The sequence below is a fragment of the Candidatus Desulfofervidus auxilii genome (assembly GCF_001577525.1).
In the GTDB taxonomy this organism is placed as follows: Bacteria; Desulfobacterota; Desulfofervidia; order Desulfofervidales; family Desulfofervidaceae; genus Desulfofervidus; species Desulfofervidus auxilii.
The window spans coordinates 1631625-1651784 of sequence record NZ_CP013015.1 but is presented as its reverse complement, the minus strand read 5'-3'; the positions used below and the strand labels follow the sequence as shown (position 1 = coordinate 1651784).

General features: G+C 33.9%; 14 protein-coding genes and 1 riboswitch. Of the genes, 2 read left to right on the top strand and 12 right to left on the bottom strand.

The annotated features are described in order from the left end of the window. Positions 1 to 7: 7 nt before the first annotated feature. Positions 8 to 1498: an apolipoprotein N-acyltransferase gene (gene lnt, locus HS1_RS08280; RefSeq protein WP_156469424.1), complete on the bottom strand. Its 1491-nt coding sequence runs from the start codon at positions 1496 to 1498 to the stop codon at positions 8 to 10. Positions 1499 to 1807: 309 nt separating this feature from the next. Between lnt and HS1_RS08275 the strand changes: the two genes are divergently transcribed. Further along, a complete protein-coding gene (locus tag HS1_RS08275; protein WP_245670055.1) occupies positions 1808 to 2605 on the top strand; it encodes a ubiquinone/menaquinone biosynthesis methyltransferase in 798 nt (265 codons plus the stop codon). A 101-nt stretch (positions 2606 to 2706) separates the two neighbouring features. Here the strand turns inward: HS1_RS08275 and HS1_RS08270 are convergent, their stop codons facing one another. Together HS1_RS08270 and HS1_RS08265 are read right to left on the bottom strand one after the other, a co-directional pair. Next, the gene (locus HS1_RS08270; RefSeq protein ID WP_066063757.1) at positions 2707 to 3405 is read right to left on the bottom strand and encodes a metal-dependent transcriptional regulator; all 699 of its coding nucleotides are present in this window, start codon (positions 3403 to 3405) and stop codon (positions 2707 to 2709) included. Between the two features lie 390 nt (positions 3406 to 3795). Next, entirely contained in the window at positions 3796 to 5154 is a 1359-nt protein-coding gene (locus HS1_RS08265) for a sigma-54-dependent transcriptional regulator (protein WP_066063755.1), read from the bottom strand. 151 nt (positions 5155 to 5305) lie between these two features. Then, positions 5306 to 5395: riboswitch (cyclic di-GMP riboswitch) on the top strand. Positions 5396 to 5472: 77 nt separating this feature from the next. Between HS1_RS08265 and HS1_RS08260 the strand changes: the two genes are divergently transcribed. Beyond that, positions 5473 to 7611: a right-handed parallel beta-helix repeat-containing protein gene (locus HS1_RS08260; protein WP_066063752.1), complete on the top strand. Its 2139-nt coding sequence runs from the start codon at positions 5473 to 5475 to the stop codon at positions 7609 to 7611. Between the two features lie 37 nt (positions 7612 to 7648). Here the strand turns inward: HS1_RS08260 and xrtD are convergent, their stop codons facing one another. The 9 genes from xrtD to HS1_RS08215 all read right to left on the bottom strand — a co-directional run bounded on the left by xrtD (position 7649) and on the right by HS1_RS08215 (position 20130). Beyond that, a complete protein-coding gene (gene xrtD, locus HS1_RS08255; protein WP_066063749.1) occupies positions 7649 to 9205 on the bottom strand; it encodes a VPLPA-CTERM-specific exosortase XrtD in 1557 nt (518 codons plus the stop codon). Continuing rightward, positions 9202 to 10365 (bottom strand): non-hydrolyzing UDP-N-acetylglucosamine 2-epimerase, encoded by a 1164-nt coding sequence (gene wecB, locus HS1_RS08250; protein ID WP_082757725.1) that lies wholly within the window; start codon positions 10363 to 10365, stop codon positions 9202 to 9204. The genes xrtD and wecB overlap by 4 nt, the downstream gene beginning before the upstream one ends. Next, positions 10362 to 12224 (bottom strand): family 10 glycosylhydrolase, encoded by a 1863-nt coding sequence (locus HS1_RS08245; protein ID WP_066063746.1) that lies wholly within the window; start codon positions 12222 to 12224, stop codon positions 10362 to 10364. Before HS1_RS08245 ends, wecB begins: the two co-directional genes overlap by 4 nt. After that, a complete protein-coding gene (locus HS1_RS08240; RefSeq protein WP_066063743.1) occupies positions 12221 to 12955 on the bottom strand; it encodes a WecB/TagA/CpsF family glycosyltransferase in 735 nt (244 codons plus the stop codon). The genes HS1_RS08245 and HS1_RS08240 overlap by 4 nt, the downstream gene beginning before the upstream one ends. Then, the gene (locus HS1_RS08235) at positions 12952 to 14796 is read right to left on the bottom strand and encodes a heparinase II/III family protein (protein WP_066063741.1); all 1845 of its coding nucleotides are present in this window, start codon (positions 14794 to 14796) and stop codon (positions 12952 to 12954) included. The genes HS1_RS08240 and HS1_RS08235 overlap by 4 nt, the downstream gene beginning before the upstream one ends. A gap of 3 nt (positions 14797 to 14799) precedes the next feature. Continuing rightward, entirely contained in the window at positions 14800 to 16950 is a 2151-nt protein-coding gene (locus tag HS1_RS08230; protein WP_066063738.1) for a bi-domain-containing oxidoreductase, read from the bottom strand. Positions 16951 to 16962: 12 nt separating this feature from the next. Further along, positions 16963 to 18381 carry a phenylacetate--CoA ligase family protein gene (locus HS1_RS08225; RefSeq protein ID WP_066063734.1) on the bottom strand — a complete coding sequence of 473 codons (1419 nt, stop codon included), beginning with the start codon at positions 18379 to 18381 and terminating at the stop codon, positions 16963 to 16965. A 25-nt stretch (positions 18382 to 18406) separates the two neighbouring features. Then, positions 18407 to 18703, bottom strand: coding sequence for a GNAT family N-acetyltransferase (locus HS1_RS08220; RefSeq protein ID WP_066063730.1), 297 nt, complete (start codon positions 18701 to 18703; stop codon positions 18407 to 18409). 368 nt (positions 18704 to 19071) lie between these two features. Further along, entirely contained in the window at positions 19072 to 20130 is a 1059-nt protein-coding gene (locus HS1_RS08215) for a glycosyltransferase family 4 protein (protein ID WP_172793666.1), read from the bottom strand. Positions 20131 to 20160: the final 30 nt, after the last annotated feature.

Genomic DNA, 20160 nt, shown 5'->3' with positions numbered 1-20160 from the left:
AGATCTTTCAGAATTTCACTAATTTCCTCCATTTACTCCCCCTTTTTACAGTTTTTATAGCTAAAATAAATATAACACAGAAACAGAAAAAAACCAATATATCCCCATGGTTGGTATAAAATGTTTTATTCTCTATTAAAGGTAAGTTGGCTATAATATAAGATTGCTCAAACAATTTAGTTTGTTTAATTATTTTACCTGTAGGTTCAATAAAGGCGCTAAATCCGGTATTAGCTGCCCTGGCAATGGCCCGTCTATTTTCCACTGCTCGCAATACCAACATAGCTAGGTGCTGATAAGGAGCACTAGTGCGACCAAACCAGGCATCGTTGGTGATATTTACCAAAAAATGAGCCTGTTTTTGAACTAACTCCCTACTTAATTCTGGAAAAATACTCTCAAAACAAATGAGCACACCGAAGGAATAATGGCCAGTGAGGGAAAGCGGCATTATCTCCTTTCCTGAAGAGAAATCACCCACCGTGACTGCAATAGCTGAAAGAAAAGGTAACCATTTCCGTAATGGGATATATTCTCCAAAGGGCACAAGGTGCACTTTGTCATAATAGCCTGTGATTTTTCCCTGTTCATTGATGAGATAAGCCCGATTGAAGTATTTAATTCCCTCAGCTCTTGTTTCATAAGCAGGACTACCTGCCAAAATAGGGGTTTTTAAATCTCTGGCCAAGGTCAATACCTGTTCTTGCCACGGAGATTTTTCTTGGAAATAAAAAGGCAAGGCGGTTTCTGGCCAGATAAGCAATTCAGGATGGTTTTTGATGGCTTGTCTGCTGAGGTGTTCATAAATTTTTACCGTAGTTGCCTGAAATGCTGGCTCCCATTTCTGATTTTGGTCTATATTGCCCTGGATGACGCCAATGTTAATTTTTTTAGGCGAAATAAGGCATTGTTTTTCCCAGAAAGAGAGGCGATTTTGGCCATAAAAAAGGATTGTTCCTAAACAAATTCCCAAGATAAAAAGGCCAAAATAAGATTGTTTATTTCTTTCTTTTAAACATTGAAAAAAACTAGCATTACCCCACATTACCAAGAAAGAAAGTAAATACACCCCACCAATATCTGCCACTTGAATGAAGGATAACCAGTTGTATTGAGAATCCCCTAAAAGTTCCCAAGGGAAACCAGTAAGAAAGTGGGCCCTAATGTATTCTAAACTTACCCACAAACTGGCTATAAGTATGGGAGAAAACTCTATAGAAAATATCTTAATAAAATAGGAAAAAATGCCAAAATAAAGGGCAAGATAAAATACTAGTAAAAAAAGGGCCAGCAAACTCAAGGGCGAAGAAACACCACCATAACAAACCATGGCATGAACAGTCCAGTATAAGATGCCTAAAAAAAACACACATCCACTAAAAAGCCCCATTCTAAAAGCATAACTAGGAGATATCTCTCTTATGGCTTCAAAAAGTGGCAAAAAAGCTATCCAAGCTAAAGGATAGAAGGCAAAGGGAGGAAAACTGAAAATTAGCAAAAACCCAGTGCAAAAGGAAAGGAAATATTTTTTCAACACAACTTACCATTATAATGGATTTTAGCTTTTTAAAGAAGTGCCTTTATGAGACAAAATCCGCGTTAAAAATACCTTCCTGCCTGTTCCCTGCCCGACGGCAGGCGGGGGCAGACAGGTATCCAAAAATCAATCGCGGATTTTGGGTTTTTCAAAATCAGGATAGGATCAAAGTTCATGAAGCAATTCCACCGTTTTATAGGCTCTATCTTTGTTAAATAAAAAGAAAAAATATAAAGTGTTTTTGTAAAGAAGCAGCCAATGTAGTTGAGAGTGCGAATTTACTCTGCCTGGTCTTTATTTTTAGAAGAAAAGTGTTACCATTTTCAAGACCATTTTTACAGATTTGTGGTATCAAAAACAGAAATGACTATCAATTACTCTAATACTGATAAAACTTTTGTTCAGCAAAAATTCAGTAGTATTACCCGGTTTTATGATTTTTTAAACTCTTTGTTAAGTTTGGGTATAGACCATTACTGGCGGTGGCAGACTGTAAAATATCTAAATGATGTTAACGGTCTTGTCTTGGATTTATGTGCTGGCACTTTACCCTTGAGCAAAGCGTTGGTGAGGTATACCAAATTTAAAGGAAAAATTGTGGCCCTAGACTTCTGTCAGCCCATGCTTCTTTATGGGAAAAAGCGGTGGCAAGATAACGCACTTTTTTTTGTGTGTGGAGATGCCCTTTCCCTTCCCTTGAAAGATAAAAAGATTGATGCCATCATGGTTGCCTTTGGGGTGAGGAATTTTTCTGACCGCCTTGCTGGTTTAAAAGAAATGTTCAGGGCATTAAAGACAGGAGGAAAGGTGATAATTTTGGAATTTTCCCATCCATATTTATCATTTTTTAAGAAGCTGTATTTCGCTTACTTAAAATATTTATTGCCCAGAATCGGCAGTGTTATCAGTAGAGATAAACAAGCCTATAAATATCTAGCACATAGTATTCAAGTATTTTATCAACCACAAGAGTGGATGAATTTGATGCAAAAAGCAGGTTTTAAACACATTAAACATAAATATTTGACAGGAGGAATAGTCAGTATTTATGAGGGATTTAAAGATTAATTCCTTTCGATGTTATCACGTGTTGTTTCAACTACCAGAGGTATATCAGCTGTGGTTTTTGGAAATTCGTGGATTATTGTGTCCTGCATCAGAACACATTTCTAAAGAGGGATAACAAATACTTCTTTGGCTTCCTCAGGCATTAAAAAAATAACGGACTCATTAATCTTTATCTTTATTCCCTCAGGAATTTTTTCTTCAATAGCAACTATAACCCCAGGTACAATTCCCTTTTTCAACAACTCTTGTTTTAATTCTACCTGACCACCTAACTTTTGGACTTTACCTTTAGCTTGAGTATCAAGTTGTTCTAAAGAAATTAAGGATTTGGTTTTCTCAAGACATATTTTGGGAAATTGGTCATATTGAAGAAAATAATAAAAATTGGTCAGCCAGTTAGGTGCGCCTTCGGGACATTTTTCCATAAACTCAATAAATTTTAAAATTCGTTCCAATCCTTCGGGTGACAAGTAATGTTCTATCCTACAGGCGTCTCTGTCTGCTATTTTCGCAGGTAAACCCAAGGCCTCACGGAAGAATTTAAAAAGCAATTGGTGACGATATAAGGTCTTCTTAGCAATTTCTTCACCTGGGGGTGTCAATTCAACATAACCGTAATGTTCATGCTCCACCAATCCTTTTTCAGCCAGAGATTTTAAACCTACCACTACTGAGGCCATTTTAACATCCAGGTGTTGAGCAATATCTTTTACCCTGACTACCTTTTTAGTCTTTCCTATAAGATAAATGGCTTCTAAAAAATCTTCAGCACTTTCTGTTAGTTTAGCTTTTTTAGACATATTTTAAACTTAGTTAATTTTTTTAAAAAAGTCAAGTGTATCCTTAACCCAGCAGCTATGAAGAATCAAAACCAAAAAATAAGATAAAAATAGCTAGGGAAAAAGATAGGTCAACATGGGTGTGATTTGGGAAAAACTTCCCCTTTTGCGTAAATGAAAGAAATAATACAATCAAAATGGGACTAGTTCTTATGTGAAAGATCCGTTTAAGGATGTAAAGGCTGGAGTTGTTCTTGGAGGAGAAAATAGAAAATAAGGAAAAAGTCAAGAAAATACGCAAAGGAAATAGATGAGATTAAGTGTGAATTGTAGATTTGACCCTAAATTTCCCATTTATGTTTCAGTTTCCTCAATTTAGGACAATTTCAGGCAAAAAACGACAAAGTTGGGTTAGACATTTTTTCTCCACCGTGGATGCTTAATACCTAGTTTTTTGATTTTGTAATTCAATACCCTTCTGGATATACCTAATCTCTTAGCAGCGAGCTTTTGAATCCACATGGATTTATCTAGTGCATCTATTATTGTTTTTCTCTCTATATCCAATAAAGATTGAGACGAAGATATACTTTTAGGAAGCTCAGTATAGTTATCCTTCCCCAATTTTATACTGTCTTTTTGAATTATTTTGTCTTCAGTAAGTAAGACAGCCCTCTCTATAACATTGGAAAGCTCGCGAAGGTTACCTGGCCAATGATAATGCTTAAACATCTCCAATACCTCTGGGTGAAATCCTTCAACATGTTTTTTTATATTTCGGGAGTGTTTTTTTAAAAAATACAGGGCCAAACCTTCTATGTCTTCTATTCGTTCCTTCAAAGGAGGTAAATGGAGATTTATTACATTAATCCGGTAATAAAGGTCTTCTCTAAACCTTCCTTTTTGAATTTCTTCTTCCAGGCTCTTATTTGTAGTGGCTATAACCCGAACATCAGAATAAATAGTTTTATTCCCTCCTAGTCTTTCAAAAACCCTTTCTTCTAAAAAGCGGAGTAGCTTTGCTTGTAAGGCAAAAGGTAGGTCTCCTATTTCATCTAAAAGGACAGTTCCTTTATTTGCTTGCTCAAACCTGCCTATCCTAGTTTTTGTAGCCCCTGTAAATGTCCCTTTTTCATGTCCAAACAATTCACTCTCTAATAAGGTTTCAGGAATATTAGCACAATTGATTTCCACAAATGGACCTTTTTTGCGATGACTATTAAAATGAATTGCTCCGGCCAGAAAACTCTTTCCTGTCCCAGTTTCTCCGGTCATCAAAATAGTAGAATTTGTTTTACATACCTTTCTTATAATACTAATTATCCTCTTCATGGAAGGACTTTTGGCAATGATTCTATTAAGGTCATAGATAACATCTTGTTGCCGCCTTAAATAATCAATTTCATATTTAAGACTTTGGTTTTCTAAGGCTTTCTCAATGGTATTTTTTATCTTTTCACCAGAGGCAGGTTTTGCTATAAAATCATAAGCACCCTTTTTAATTGTCTCTACTACCCGTTCCGTGCGATTGTGACCAATGACAATTATAGGAGTAGTTGGTGCCATAGATTTTGTAGATTCTAATAACTTCATCCCATCCCCATTTTTCAATTCCATATCTATAACAATCAAGTCATAATTTATACTTTTTAGTCTTTCCAGTATGCTAGGTTCGTCAGGACAAAATTCAAGAATATTTCCTCTTCCTAAGGTATTGTTTAATAAATTTTTTAAAGCCAACTCCTCCGCAGCAATTAAAAATCTAGCCATATTACAATTTTAAAACTCCAATTACATTTTTGTCAATTATATCATAAATTTTTCCTTTTTTCAATTAAATTTTCATTAATTCCTTGAAAAAATGGTGAGAATCTATTTTAGCCTCTAATGGCACGAAATTTGCTAAATTTAAAGTGGAAGCGTCCGAAAAAGGCAAACTGTCCGAAAGGGCAGGACGCAAAGGCACCGGCCTAAATCCTACTTTGTAGGACATGGTAGCGGGTCTGCCGGACGAAGTGGCCTGGCACTTCTAGCGACACAGGTGCACTTCGGTCCGGGTGCAAACTGTGCGTAAGGAGGTGCCAGATAGTGGCCAAAAACAGGCTTATTCTCTCATGCCTGGCCATTTCTCTATTTGTTTTGCTAAGCTTAACTAATGTTTCTCTTCCAGCTTATGCAACCACTTATTATGTAGATGCTACCAATGGGAATGATTTTAACGATGGGCTTTCTCCTGAAACTGCCTGGAAAACCATAGGCAAGGTTAACAGTATGGATTTTAAACCAGGAGATACTATCCTATTTAAGAGGGGAGAGATCTGGCGTGAGCAACTCATTATTCCTTCTTCTGGCGAAGAGGGAAATCCCATCACTTTTGGGGCTTATGGAGAAGGGGAAAAGCCAATTATATCAGCAGCAGAGGTAGCTGAGGGTTGGACAGATCCACCGAATGAATCTAACGATGAATATTCTATATATGTTGGAAATCCTCCTGAGGATGCTGATGGTCTTGTGCGAATCTTAATTAAAGATGGTGAAATTCTTGAGAAAGTGTCATCTTCTCAGCGTTTCAATTTAAAAGATGACCAATGGACTCATTATCAAGGGAGAATATATTATAAGCCACCAGTAGGTCATCATCCCAGTGAATATAAAATTGAATATGGATGGAGGAATGCTGCACTTAGGATAGAAAATAAATCATGGATAAATATAGAAAATCTCAGGTTTGAAGGTTCAAATGCGTTTGATGACAATGCAATTCCTTCAAGTTTAGTTCACGTTGAAGATTCAGCACATGTAAATCTAGATAATTGTGTATCTTTCTACTCTAGTCTTAAAGGAATAACTTTTAAGGCATCAAGTAATTCTAATATAACTAATTCAGAAGTTGCTTGGGCAAGAGCTCATGGGATAGGGTGTAGTAAAAACTGTTCCCATATAAAAATTTCAAACTGTAAGGTTCATGATATAGGAAATCTTCCATGGGATAATGCATCATGGGTAGATAGAGAGGGAATTGCTATAGGTGGTAATTATGGAAATTCGTATATTACTGTAGAATGGTGTGATGTTTATAATGTAGGAAACGATATAGCAGATTGTAATAGTTGTGGTCTATTCTTCTATGGTTGTGACCACTGTATAGCAAAATATAATAAAATTCATGATAATGCTAAAGTAGGAATAATGATTGCTGATGGAGGACCACAACAGTATAATTTAGGACAAGATACAGAAATTTATTATAATCTTATTTACAACAATGGCTGGAAATCTCAAAGTGATGATGGTTCTTTTGGAGGATTAATTGTTTATATTCATAACTATCAAGCACTAGATAATCTCAAAATATATAATAATACTATTGTTGGTAATTCTCAAAATTCAACGAATGATACAAAGAATGGAGGATTAGTTATTAGGCAAATATATGATGTTACTAATGATGCTCCTATTTATATCAAGAATAATATTATAGCAAATAATGAAGGTTATGAATTACGTGTTTCTATTGCAGGTTCTCTTCCTAATTTAGTTTTAGATTATAATGATTATTTTTGTTCAAGTGGAGTGCTAATTAAATGGGACAGTAATACTTATACAATTGCTCAATTTTCAACTTATCAAAATAAAAAAAATCAAGATGCAAACTCTATAGCCCAGACTCCATTATTTATTGATGCCCCAAATGGGAATTTCCATCTCCAATTTAACTCACTTTGCATTAACAAAGGAACAGATGTTGGCCTGACTGAAGACATGGAGGGAAATCCTGTGGACTACGCTCCTGATATCGGAGCTTATGAATATTCAGAATTAAATCATACCGAGATTCATGTATATTCGCAATCCTCTTCCAACCCTACCCCTGAAATATTAGCGAATGGTTCAGATAGCCCAATTACGTTGAGGCAAGCAGACACATTAACTCTTACTGTATCCCTAAAGAATAATGGGGTAATAGACAATGCCGACTGGTGGCTGGTAAAAGAAACCCCATTTGGTCTTTACTTTTTTACATTTGAAGGCTGGACAACTGATTGGGTGCCAGGATATCAAGGTCCTTTATTTAATTTGGATTCATTTGAGGTGTTAAACATGCCTATTTCAGGACTTCCGGCAGGAACATACACATTTTACTTTTGTATTGATACTAATATGGATAATAATATTACTTGGGATAGCCTATATTGTGATAGTATAGTAGTCAATGTTACAGAGTAAATAGAACCTATCCAACTAATAAAACTGCCATAGACCTTCAGCTCAACTTCTTTCCTGGAATAAATTCTTCGAGGATAGGAAAGACTTCCTTGATAAAATCCTGAAGTCTTTTATCTACATCTTTAATATCTTCACCTTTATATACAGGGCTTATTACCCTCACTAATGCCCCCTCAGTGCGATGCTTGGTTAGTGCATCCCAAAAGACAAAAATTTTAAGCTGATAGGCATTTGTAAGAATCCTTCCCCTCTGGGAAAACCAATAATAGCAAAGCTGCTTTTGCCCTATTTTTTCCATTAAGGCTCGATTAACCCGTATTGAGCCACCATGCGCCGGGACTGGAATAATTATAGCACCTGCTTTTCTAAAGAACCAGCCACTTCCAGGCAGGCAAGTGGCCGGCGAATGAATTGATTTCCCTTTTCTTTGACTTTCATAATAGGCAACATAAAAATTAATCAGCCTTTTCTGTTTATCTAAAAAATCGATTATGACATAATCACTTAAATCCAATGCATCAATGAACTTTTGTTCCATTGTTTTAGGAGTTCCTTCCCATTGCCCTATCTGTAAAGGAAACTGAGATAGTGGTTTTAGGGATGGGATCTTTTCTCGAAATTCAACACCTTGAAAAATTGTCAAGGTTATTCCCAAAAGCGTAACTGCTCCTAAGAAATGATAATTCCAAGATTTTTTCTTTTTTTCTTGCAAAAAAATATTTTCTCTCGACCTATAGCCTTTTACTCTATTTGTTTTCCATTTTCCCAATAGTCGCATTTCTAATAAGAGAATTCCCAGACCAAACATAAAAATAAACCATCCAGAAAAACCATGAAAAAAACTCTCTGCTACTTTTGGGCCGTATATTTCTGACAAAATTCCAGTAATACCAATTCGAAAACCATTAGCCAAAATGGCAATAGGAATTGTAGAGAAAAATATAAATATTTTTTTCCACAATTTTCCTTTTAAAAAATAAGTACAAATTAACCCCAATACCATTAAGGGAATGACATATCTAAGCCCGCTACAGGCCTCTACAACTTGAAGCTTAGTAAATCCCAAGTTAATTATATTTCCCTCTCTGTAAACGGAAATACCAAAAATCTGCATCATGACCACTCCCAATTTAGAAGAAATGAGTTGCAATCTAGCAGAAATATTGTTATATAAAAAATCAGGAATAGGAAACATTGTTAAAATCATAATTAGAGCAAAAGAGATAATTTTCATTTTCTTCCATCCTAAATGAATCCAAATGAGACCAACAATTACCAACCAAAAAGATATATAGAGAGTGTAATATTCTCCTGCTAGTTCTCCCAGAGAGAAAAGAATGATCCCGCATATAAGTGGTAAAAAACCGTAGCTAGAAGGATATGAAGGTGTATAACTGAGCTCCTTTCGCTTTTCCCATATAAGATAAATGACTAATAATGGAATTAAAAAACAATAATTATAATCTGAACTACTATACCAGCGATAAATCATCCATGAAAAGGTTGAATAATAAAGTGACGTAAGCAAAATTACATAAACAGCTATTATAATCAGATTAACCACATTTTTTTTAGCAAATGAGATCAATTTCATAATTTCTCAATAAGAATGTTTATAATCCTCTCTGCTGCCTTTCCATCCCACAACTTGGGAATTCTACCTATTTTCTTCTTACCATTTAAAATATCCATACTTTTTGAAATAATTTTTTCAGGATTGCTTCCTACAATTGTATTAGTCCCTTCTTTTAATGTAACAGGTCTTTCTGTATTTTCACGGAGAGTTAAGCATGGAATATTGAGAATTGTAGTTTCTTCCTGAATTCCTCCAGAATCTGTTAAAACAAATTTAGCATTGGCCATAAGATTTAAAAAATCAAGGTAAGATAGAGGATCTAGCAAATTTATTGAATTTTCGATGTTAACACAACTATTTGATTCAATGTTCACAAAATTGAAATATTTTTCCAAGCCAAAACTTTTTATCTGCCTTTGTGTTCTGGGATGGGCAGGAAATATTATGGGAATTTTTTTTGAAACATTTTTTAATGCTTTTAAAATATTTATAAAAGTCTCCCTATTATCCACATTACTTGGTCGGTGTAGAGTTAGCAAAGCATATGACCTTACTTGTAAATCTTTGTTTAAACCCAATTTTTCCAATATCTTTGATTTTTTGGCCCTTTCCTTATATCTTAAAAGTGTATCGATCATTACATTTCCTACAAAATATATCTTTTCTTCAGGGATTCCCTCTTTCCTTAAATTTTCATTGGCATCCTCACAGGTGGTAAAAAGGTAATCTGATATAGCATCTGTAAGCACTCTATTAATCTCTTCTGGCATAGCTCTATCAAAACTTCTAAGACCTGCTTCAATATGGGCTATTTTAATCCCTAATTTAGAGGCCACTAGGGCACAGGCAATTGTTGAGTTTACATCACCCACTACGATAATTAAATCTGGTCTTTCTCTTAAACAGACCTTCTCAAATTCGATCATAATCTTAGCCGTTTGCACTGCATGGGAGGCTGAACCTACACCTAAGTTTATATCAGGTTTAGGTAAATTTAAATCTTCAAAAAAAGACTTTGACATTTCTTCATCATAATGTTGTCCGGTATGGACTAGTACATGCTTTAACTCTGCTTTTAAATTTTTATTCTTAATTTTTAACTGTTCAATAATAGGGGCAATCTTCATGAAATTGGGTCTTGCCCCCACCACACTTACTATTTTGGTTAAATGCCTCATTTCCAAAAAGGCAGAGCACTTTCTTTAAATGGCCCCAATTTAAGTGCCTTAATTTGTTCATCACTGAGCATACTTTGAAGGTATAGGGCAACTCCATTACCTGGCCACTTTCGTTGACAATAGGCAATATGAGCCGCTACCAAGTCTGCCTCTCTTGATATTACCTTTTTATCTTTTGTTCTTTCATAATTTCCACATAAAATTATCAATGCAGATGGTTTCTTTAACTCCTTCCGTACCTTATCCCACCTTTCATACTTAATATGTCTCCCATAATCCATTGCAAAGATAATATCAATCCACCCTTTATTTGCCCAGGTAATTTCATCCCGACCTTGAATGTTAGGCTGGTATCCTTCATGCGCTGGATGTCCATCAACACTTATTATAATATTGGGTTTAATATTCCTTGCTTTTTCACTAATTGTTTTTACTATATCAGCAATAACTTCTCTTTGCCATTTCAATAGATGAGACTCAGGCCATTTTCTTAAACCACGTCGTATCCAACTATTAAGGAGATCTAATCTTAAATTTCTATGAAACCGTTTTTCATATTCTTTAATACAGTATTCACATGTGCAAACTCCCATAGTCCTAATGTAATCAAGGTTAATTCCATCAATATTATAATTTTTTACTACTTCCAATATCAAATTAACAATAAACTTACGAAAGCCAGGACGATGTACATCAAATGCCTTTTTGGGTGTATGTTCAGGGTCATAAAAATTTGATAAGAAATCTCGCTGCCTCAATACTACACAAAACCACGGATGTACTTGAATATTCATCTCATGAGCCTTCTTAACAAGATATTTAAGGGGATAATGATGATTTTTTTGGAAACTTTTAATTAAACCTTTTTCCCAAGGTGCTACCTTTGAAATAAATCTTGTGCCTCTCCCATGCCATACGCAGGGGACATATACATTAAAACCAGCCTCTTTTATCCTGTTTAGGATAGCATCAGCCCCCTTTTTTGTCATCCACCCTGTGCCCTCATCAAAAATAGCCCTGCTTTCAAGGATATGACCATTGGCATTTCTTAAAGGTTTATAAGGTTTTCTAATGACTTCAATAAGCCAACTCCATTTTATTTCCTTCCACTTGGGTTCTTGGGAATGATAGAGATTCTTGATTTCTGTTTCACTTAATCTCTTGTTATAAATTGTTAACTCATCAATCACAGCATTTGCAAAACGATTCCTCACAAGGGGCGTGCCCAGATCAGAACCAACAAACATTTGACCAACAGGGTATATGTCCTTATTATTAAATTTCTTCCATTGCTGTTCTTTTATCTTTCCTGAGGCCACTAGGTCACCATTTATAAATAGATAGTATCCTCCCTTGGGATTCAAATCCCAGCTACAGGCTATGTGAGTCCAGTTGTCTAAAGGGAGTCTTATTTTCTTTTCAGTATGAAGATAGAGTTGGTTGTTAAAAATAAAATAAAACCAATCCTTCCCCTCCGGTTCCCACCACCCTTTGGTGATAACCAGATATGCCCCCGGAGGGTAATTCCATCTTAAAGAGAGAAATGTATGAGAATTCTGGTCTTTTTTATCCCATAAAGGTTTAACCAAAAAAGTAATAGTGCCTTCTTTTGCATAAATGTTACCCTTTGCCTCAAAGCTTGCATAAGACCCGGTATGACAATCCAATCCTTTGCCCCATCTCCCTTTTGTTAACTTAGCTTGATGAATATAAGCCTTTGGATTTCCCTTGGCAAAATCAGCATCTATTTTTTTATCAAAGTGTGCTAGAAAAAGGACATTTTTGTTAACTTGTGGTGGACCGGCCCATGCTTGATTTAAGATAGAGAAAACAATCAAAAAGTAAAATAATTTCTTCATCTTGCCTTTTCCTTTAAAACCAATTTAGCAAACTGGATTAAGGCCTTTTGTCTTTTTATTCTCCATGGTTCCCTCAAAAGACGATAAAGCCACTCTGCCTGTAAATATTGTATCCATTTAGGTGCACGTTTTGAATAGCCAGCTAAGGTATCTAAAGTTCCTCCAATCCCTTGACAAATTCTCACTTTATTTAATCTAGGTAAATATTTCATCATCCATTTTTCTTGTTTTGGACTTCCTAAGGCCACAAAGAGAACAATAGCCCCAGAGGCGTTGATCATCTCTATTAGTTCATCCATTTTCTCTTCATCTATGTAACCATGACAGCGTCCTGCAATCCGTAATCTAGGATATCTTTTTTGCAATATTTGAGTGGCCTTCCTGTTTACTTCTTCCCTTGAGCCATAAATAAAAACACCACAATTTCTTCTAGCTGCTATCTTACAAATATTCTCCATAAAATCCGCCCCAGGGATTCTTTGTATGCCATTATATCCAAATATCCTAGCTGCCCAGACTAAGCCAGCCCCATCAGGGAGCAAAAGATCTGCATTTTCCAATGCTTCTTTCAGAGTTGAGTCATACCTTGCAGCTATAACCTTTTCTGGATTGATAGCGATAATGGTATGGGATTTATTTTCCATTAACATCTGTTCTACTTTTTTTTCAGCCCTCTTCTTATTAATTACATCCACTGGAATATCTAAAATCCTCACTCTACACACATTCATTTTAGATAATCTTTTACCTGTTTAACTAATTTTTTAAAACTATCAAAATCAATCCTATTTAATGAGAAAAAAGTTATAAATTCATGAAAATCTTCCATATTTGTCAAAACAGAAAGTACTGGAGCTGGTTTCCTTACATTATACCTTGGTGACCACCACCCCTGAATCTTTGGATTTTCTACACCATAGACCAAAAAAACCTTTCCCCCTTTTAAAAATAACATTCCTTTAATTGGGCCAATATTTATTTGAAATAATTTATCCTCAATTTTAATAACATTTGCTTTTGGATTTATATGCCAATTCAGTTCAATTTGGTGTTTCCCTTTACCTTTTATTTGGTCTAAAATTAGCAAAATTCCATTTTTATTTATATAAATTGCCCTTTGATGCTTTACTGGAGAAAAAAGACGTTTATAACCATCATGTTCTGCTATCAATATAACACCATTTTCTAACTTAATACAATTTAAAAATCGGCAATTATATGGCTTATCCCAAATAAAAGTACCTTTTTGGACTGCTTGGTCTTTTCCATCCACGGTTATAGTGTTATGTGCACTTGTGCTTCTAAAATATTTTCTCCATCTTTGATCACCGCCATAGGTATAAGTCCCAGGGTCAATAAAGATATCTTCCTCAATGTTAAACAAAATGGAAAGGGCATCGGCATGTCCATGCCCATATGCTGGTGGCATCCCCAAGGGACCATGATCAAATATTAGTTTTATTAAATAGGGACTTTGATAGGATACCACGGTATAACCACTATGAAAAAAGGTCTTTATACCTTCCCATTTAAAAGACTCCTTTTTAGGAGCAAGTTTTAAATAAGGAGAGAGGGCAAACCCATCATCCCTGTCCCCGATGTCAGGAATTCCCTCTTTTTTGTTATAAAAAAAAGAAAGAAACTTATGTCCCCTTTCCCATTGTTTCTCAAATACCTCAGGAATTTTTTGCTTTTTGTTTTTCAAAAGATGAATGACTAATCCATATAAATCTAGTACAAATTTATGATACCAAAATGCCTGTTCTATTCCTCCTCCATCTGGCAGAATTTGATGTTCAGCTTCTTTTTCTAAAATCTTAAGCGCTTTTTTGTACCAACGCTTAGCCTCAGGGAATTCTGGGAAAAGTAAAGATGCATAAAGTAAGCCAGTACATTCGGCTATGGTATGATTACCTAAAGAGGAAAAAAGAGAAAGTCTTTTCTCAATCCATTTAGCATGAAAATATATAGTCTTTAAGACTTTTTTCCAAAAGGCAGATGAAAGTCTTTTACGCAATATATCTAAAATAAAGCATAAAGCAATTATCCTTAGGCCACATTCCATAGCAGATATATAATGAATGCCTCTTAAAGGCGGATTTTCATCTATCCAAGAGGAGACTATTTTGCAAATGTAGTTTACAATTTCCCCAGCCTCCTCTAGCTTATTATCTTTTAAATAATAAAGAAAAGCTAGATTTGCCAATTCTTGGAATCTAGCTTTTTCCCAAACGAGACGGGCATCTCCATAAATGTTACCAGGCCGATAGGGAATAGAAAGAGAAAACCTCTTAGGCCAAATTTTTCCTGTATCTGGAGCCAGATGCCAATCTATGTTTTTTAAATCAAAATTTTGAGGAATATCTTTTAAGCGTATAGGCAATAAATGAGAATGCTTTTCAGACACAAAAGAGAATAACTCTAAAGAATCAGGCATGTTATTTAGCCACTTTTGATAGGTATATGGAAGTAAACGATAGATTTGAAAAATAAAACCTTGTTTTATTTGATGAATTATTTCAGGCAAGGACATCAATCTTAAGCGAAAAAAATACCAGAAGATGTTTTTCATAAATCAAAAATATATAGGAATCCCCTTTTTTAAAGACTCATGTACAAGGAAGGTGGCTTTTGTTGCTTTTTCTATCTCTTCCCAGCTAAGTGGTGGATTTTTTCCTTTAACTATACTTTCAATAAATGCAGATATTTCTTTACTATGTCCTTTATCTTGTTTTTTTGTTTTAAAAATCTTCTTTTTCCCTTTGTAATAAAACTCTGTAATTTTAAAATCATCTAAAACCACAGCTTTCCCATCGCCAAATGCTTCAAATCTTTCTTTGGCTAAAGAAGTATCACCTCCTGCTGTATATATCAAAGTACCTATTGAGCCATTCTCAAAGCCTAAAGTAATGATTACTTGATCAGTAGTAATGCCTGATGTATGGCGACCAATGTGTATTGCATAAATACTTTTTGGTAGCTCGTCGCTTATATACTCCATAAAATCAATAAAATGGCAGCACTCTCCAATAATGCGGCCTCCTCCAACTTCTGGGTCTTGAATCCAGGAATTAACAGGAATACTTCCTGCATTTATCCTAAATGACATGACCAAAGGGTTATCTCTTTGGCTAAAAAATTCCTTAATCTCCTTTGCGTGAGGAGAAAAACGGCGGTTAAATCCAACCATAAGTAAATTATTTGGATATTTACGATAAATTTCAGCAATTTCTTCTAACTCTGATTCATAGAGACAGAGGGGTTTTTCCACAAAAACGTGCTTTCCTGTATTTAGAGCTTCTTTTGTTATTATACCATGAGTATCATGACGAGTAGCAATAAGTACAGTATTTATCTTATCATCTTTTAAAATTTCTCTGTAATCAGTAGTACAATAATCAGCTTTAATTTTTTCTGCCACAGACTTTGCACTAATTCCACTTGCATTACAAACAGCTACGATTTTTACCCTTTTATCCTTCATTAAATGAGGGATATGCACAGCTTGAGCAAAATGCCCTGCTCCAATAATTCCTAAAGCTACTTCTCTAGAAGAAATAGACTTTGAAATATAAACTTTTGAAGTTATTGACCTTGAAGGATAATTTAAAATAATTCCTAAATAAGGTTCTGAATCTTTTAGAATTATTTCATAGGCCTTTAATGCCTGATCAATAGAAAAACGATGGGTAATCAATCTCTTTACACTTACCTTATCTTGGGCAATTAAATTAAGGAAGGCATCCATGTTTCTTTGCTCAGTCCATCTCACATACCCATAGGGATAATCTATTCCTTTTTCTTCATATTGAGGATCATAACGACCTGGCCCATAAGAGCAAGAAAGCCGAAGTTCAAGTTCTTTTTTATAATAGGTTTCCCTAGGGATATTCATACCTACCTGTCCTACTATTACTACCTTACCCTTTTTTCTTGATATCTCACCTGCTATTTCTATCAATTGATTCGATTTGGTAGCTGCAGTAATGATTACAGCATCAAAACCAAATTTATTAGTGAATCTATCTGCTATATCGATTAATTGATTTGAGAGACAAACCTCATCGGCTCCAAGCTCCTTAGCAAGTTTTAATCTATTTTTATCAATATCACTGCCTAAAACCATACACCCAGCTGCTTTACAAATTTGTATTACTAGTTGCCCAATTAATCCTAAACCTAAAACAGCTACAATTTCTCCTACTCTAAGGTCAGCCTGACGCACTCCTTGTAAGGCAATTGCGCCTATAGTAGCAAAGGCAGCCTCTTCAAAATCAAGGTATTTACTGTCTTTCTTTTTAGGAATCTTTACACATAAATTTTTGGGCACAATTACAACTTCAGCATGACTTGCATAATCCTGCCCACCACAGGCCACATAATCCCCTATTTGAAAATTTTCTATATCTTCACCCACTTCAATAATTTCACCAGCACAAGAATAACCTAAAGCTTTCCAAGCACTAAGACGGGACTTAACCAAATGATAGGTTTCTATTAACCCTCTGTCTTTTATATTTTTTATTACCTTTTTTACCAAATCAGGACGCTCTTTTGCTTTTCCTAAAAGACTTTTTTGACTAATAGTTAAAGTTGATCTTTCAGTACCTACGCTTATGATCGAGCAATGATTCTTTACTAACACAAATCCTTTTTTTACCTGAGGTGGAGGCACTTCTTCCACTCTAATTTCGCCTGATTTTGGGTCTATAATTAGTTGTTTCATGAAAGTTCTTTACTATTTTGACATTTGCAAATAATTTTCAATATTTAGCTTTTGTTCCAATATTTTTTGTTTACCTCGTTCAGTCAAGGGAATTTTGTCCACAAATACAATTTTTAACTCCACAGCATGGCCAATTTGGTTGTTTAATTCATTCATTATTTTTAATGTATCATCCGCTTTATAATTTTTCCCTTTCACAATTTTTAAAATAAGTTCCCCTTCCTTTTCCTGATAAAATTGAAATTTTTCTACATTATTTAAAATTTTTGGGTTACGGAAATTTAGAGCTGTAGTAGATATCAAATGACCATGTTTGGTTACAATCATATTTACAATTCTTTTAGCGTCTATTTTCGTAAGCAATGGATAATTGCGTCCACATTTACAGGTTTTATTTATAACTTGGCCCCAATCACCTGGTTTATATCTAATAAATGGCATGGCAAAATTATAAAATCCAGTACCTACAAGCTCTCCAAATTCTCCTTCTTGACTAACTCTTTTGCCATTAGAATTAACTACTTCAATATATCCATATTCTGGGAAAATATGATATATTTGACTTTTTTCACACTCGCCAGCTAAAATTACTTTTTCTGTTTGTCCATACCAACTGAATACTCTTGTATTAAATGCCTTTTTGATTAACTCTTTTTGCCACAAAAAAACAGGTTCAGATCCAAGAAGTACCGCTTTAAATTTAGGTAAATTATAAATTTGATTATTCAGAATAAACTTTGCTAAAACCGTCAATGACGAAGGGTAACCATGTATATATTGACAATTAATTTCTCTAAATTTTTCTATATATTTTTGAAGATTTTTTTGTGAAAGATGAAAAGGCGAAAAGCGCCATTCCCGTTTGATACAATCAAACTCCCATAATTTTCCTTTAATAGGAACATCTGTCACCACAATCCGTATATCTGAAAGTTTAAAACCAACTCTTTCCCACATAGTTGTTATAAATGCCCATTCTATTGCAAAACTTTCTGCAGGTTCTAAAAAATAAAGACGTTTACCAGAAGTTCCTCCTGTTGAAACATATACCATCTTATAACGAGGAAACTTACGCGATATTAATTTATGAAAATTTTTTTTTATAATATCCTTAGTGAGAAAAGGGATTTTTTCAAGATCGTCAAACGTTTGAATATCTTTAGGTTTTATTCCTCTCTCATCAAAAATTTTTTTATAATACGGAACATTTTCATATGAATATTTAATAATATTATGTAATTGTTGCAATTGATATTCTTCAAGTTTTTTCTTGTCCCACCATTGGGATTTTTTTAAAAATGCTCTGTATATGCGGAAATTTTTCCCATAAAGGAATTCAGGAGGAATTGGGCTTAAAAAATAACCCAATAATCTTTTGAATAGTAATGGACTTTTTTCATATACTTTCTTAAATTGAGTTATTGAGATCATTTGCTTTTAGTTTAACGTAGCCATGCTAAATATTTAAGCCTTTGTGAAGAAAATACCCTTTTAAAAAAATAAATTTATAAGGAATTCTTTCAGTTTCTTTTGCTTGCAATTTTTTAAATAACTTAAGTGAAGCTACATTTTCTTTATCTACTAAAGCGATTAAATATTTGCATCCAAATTGGTTAAGATAGTTGATAACATATAACACCAATGTGGTAGCAATTCCTTCTCGTCGATATCCTGGTAAAATATAAAGATTATGAAGACACATTTCTTCCTTAAATAAAATTACTTCAAATCCATTTAAATTTTTATCTGGCATTTTTGTTACCTATACATACCCAATAATTAATTTTGTCATTCTTCAAAGTAACAAAACAATATTCATTATTTTTTAGACGGCTATAAAATAATTTTATTCTACTTATTTTTACTAAATGGTTAAAGAGCACAACATCCTTTAGCTCTAATTTTTTAAATTCATATTTAACATTAATTATACTATTAGTCTTACTTATACTTTTTCAATATCTATTTTCATGATAACAAATTCTCCTCGACTGTAAAAAAAAGCTTGCGCGTTACCCATAGAGCTTTTTTAATCGCAAACCAATATCCTTCATTTTTACAAAGAGTAAAGAATTTATTTAAAATTTGACATATTTTATATGTTTTACCTATGTTCATAATTTAATTTTTAGCCATTTCAAAAACTTCTCTAAAAACATTACTCAAATTTTCTATAAACTTATCTTTAGTATAATACTTTAAAAAACGTTGCCTGCTTTTTTCGCCCATTTTTTTCCTTAATTCTGGATTCTTGATCAATGTAATAATTTTTTCAGCTATTTGTTTTGGATTATTTTTTTCAATAATAAAACCATTTTCTTTATCAATAACTGTTTCTCTAATAGCTCCAACATCTGTAGTAATAATAGGCAGACCTGCTGCCATTGCTTCCAAAATAACAAAGGGATGCCCTTCATTATAAGAAGGAAAAATAAAGACATCAGAAAATAAAAGCAATTTAATCTTTTTTTCACCAGGGACAACTTCCATAAATTTTACAACAGAGTCTAATTTATTTTGTTCAATATACCTAAATACTTCGTTCTGTTCCCTGTAGTTATTTGGAAATTTACCAGCAAATATAAATTTTACATTACTGTATCTTCTTATAACTTTTGGTATAGCTTTAATTACATCGAAAAATCCTTTAGATTTTATAAGATTACCTAAAAAAAGAACCTTAATATGATTTTTTGATTTTGTATCAATGGTTAAGTTGGTTTTTTCAAAAAGTTTCTCATCTACTCCATTAGGGACCACAACAATCCTTTCATCTGGAACCAATCCTTGAAAAATATATCTTAAACTTTCTCCTAAGACTATGGCTCTTTTTACTTCTTTTAAAGTCCATTCAATTAGGTTTTTCATTAATTTAGAAGATCCTTCATAAAATTTCCTAAAATAGCCACCATGAAGATGCACGATGACTTTTTTATGGAATATCTTTGCTGGAACAAGAAAAAGGCAATCTCGCAAATAACCTAATGTAGTTTGTGAAATAGGGATATAAACTATTTCAGGTTTTTCTCTTATACAAAGCCAAATAAATTTCAAAAAATGTTCAAAGGCCAGATATATATTTGTAAAATCTATTTTCCCTATATTTGATAAGTCTCTTCTGTCTGCCGTATCTAAATGAATTATTTTAAATTTTCTCTGTAAGTTTGAATTTAAAATCATTTCTGTAGCTACACTTACCCCATGATAAGG

Excerpts from the sequence above, each read along its gene's own strand:
- HS1_RS08220 (WP_066063730.1), bottom strand. The coding sequence starts at position 18,703 with ATGCCAGATAAAAATTTAAATGGATTTGAAGTAATTTTATTTAAGGAA.
- HS1_RS08230 (WP_066063738.1), bottom strand. The coding sequence starts at position 16,950 with ATGAAACAACTAATTATAGACCCAAAATCAGGCGAAATTAGAGTGGAA.
- HS1_RS08240 (WP_066063743.1), bottom strand. The coding sequence starts at position 12,955 with ATGAATGTGTGTAGAGTGAGGATTTTAGATATTCCAGTGGATGTAATT.
- HS1_RS08270 (WP_066063757.1), bottom strand. The coding sequence starts at position 3,405 with ATGTCTAAAAAAGCTAAACTAACAGAAAGTGCTGAAGATTTTTTAGAA.
- xrtD (WP_066063749.1), bottom strand. The coding sequence starts at position 9,205 with ATGAAATTGATCTCATTTGCTAAAAAAAATGTGGTTAATCTGATTATA.
- HS1_RS08225 (WP_066063734.1), bottom strand. The coding sequence starts at position 18,381 with ATGATCTCAATAACTCAATTTAAGAAAGTATATGAAAAAAGTCCATTA.
- HS1_RS08235 (WP_066063741.1), bottom strand. The coding sequence starts at position 14,796 with ATGAAAAACATCTTCTGGTATTTTTTTCGCTTAAGATTGATGTCCTTG.
- HS1_RS08265 (WP_066063755.1), bottom strand. The coding sequence starts at position 5,154 with ATGGCTAGATTTTTAATTGCTGCGGAGGAGTTGGCTTTAAAAAATTTA.
- wecB (WP_082757725.1), bottom strand. The coding sequence starts at position 10,365 with ATGAGGCATTTAACCAAAATAGTAAGTGTGGTGGGGGCAAGACCCAAT.
- HS1_RS08215 (WP_172793666.1), bottom strand. The coding sequence starts at position 20,130 with ATGATTTTAAATTCAAACTTACAGAGAAAATTTAAAATAATTCATTTA.
- HS1_RS08245 (WP_066063746.1), bottom strand. The coding sequence starts at position 12,224 with ATGAAGAAATTATTTTACTTTTTGATTGTTTTCTCTATCTTAAATCAA.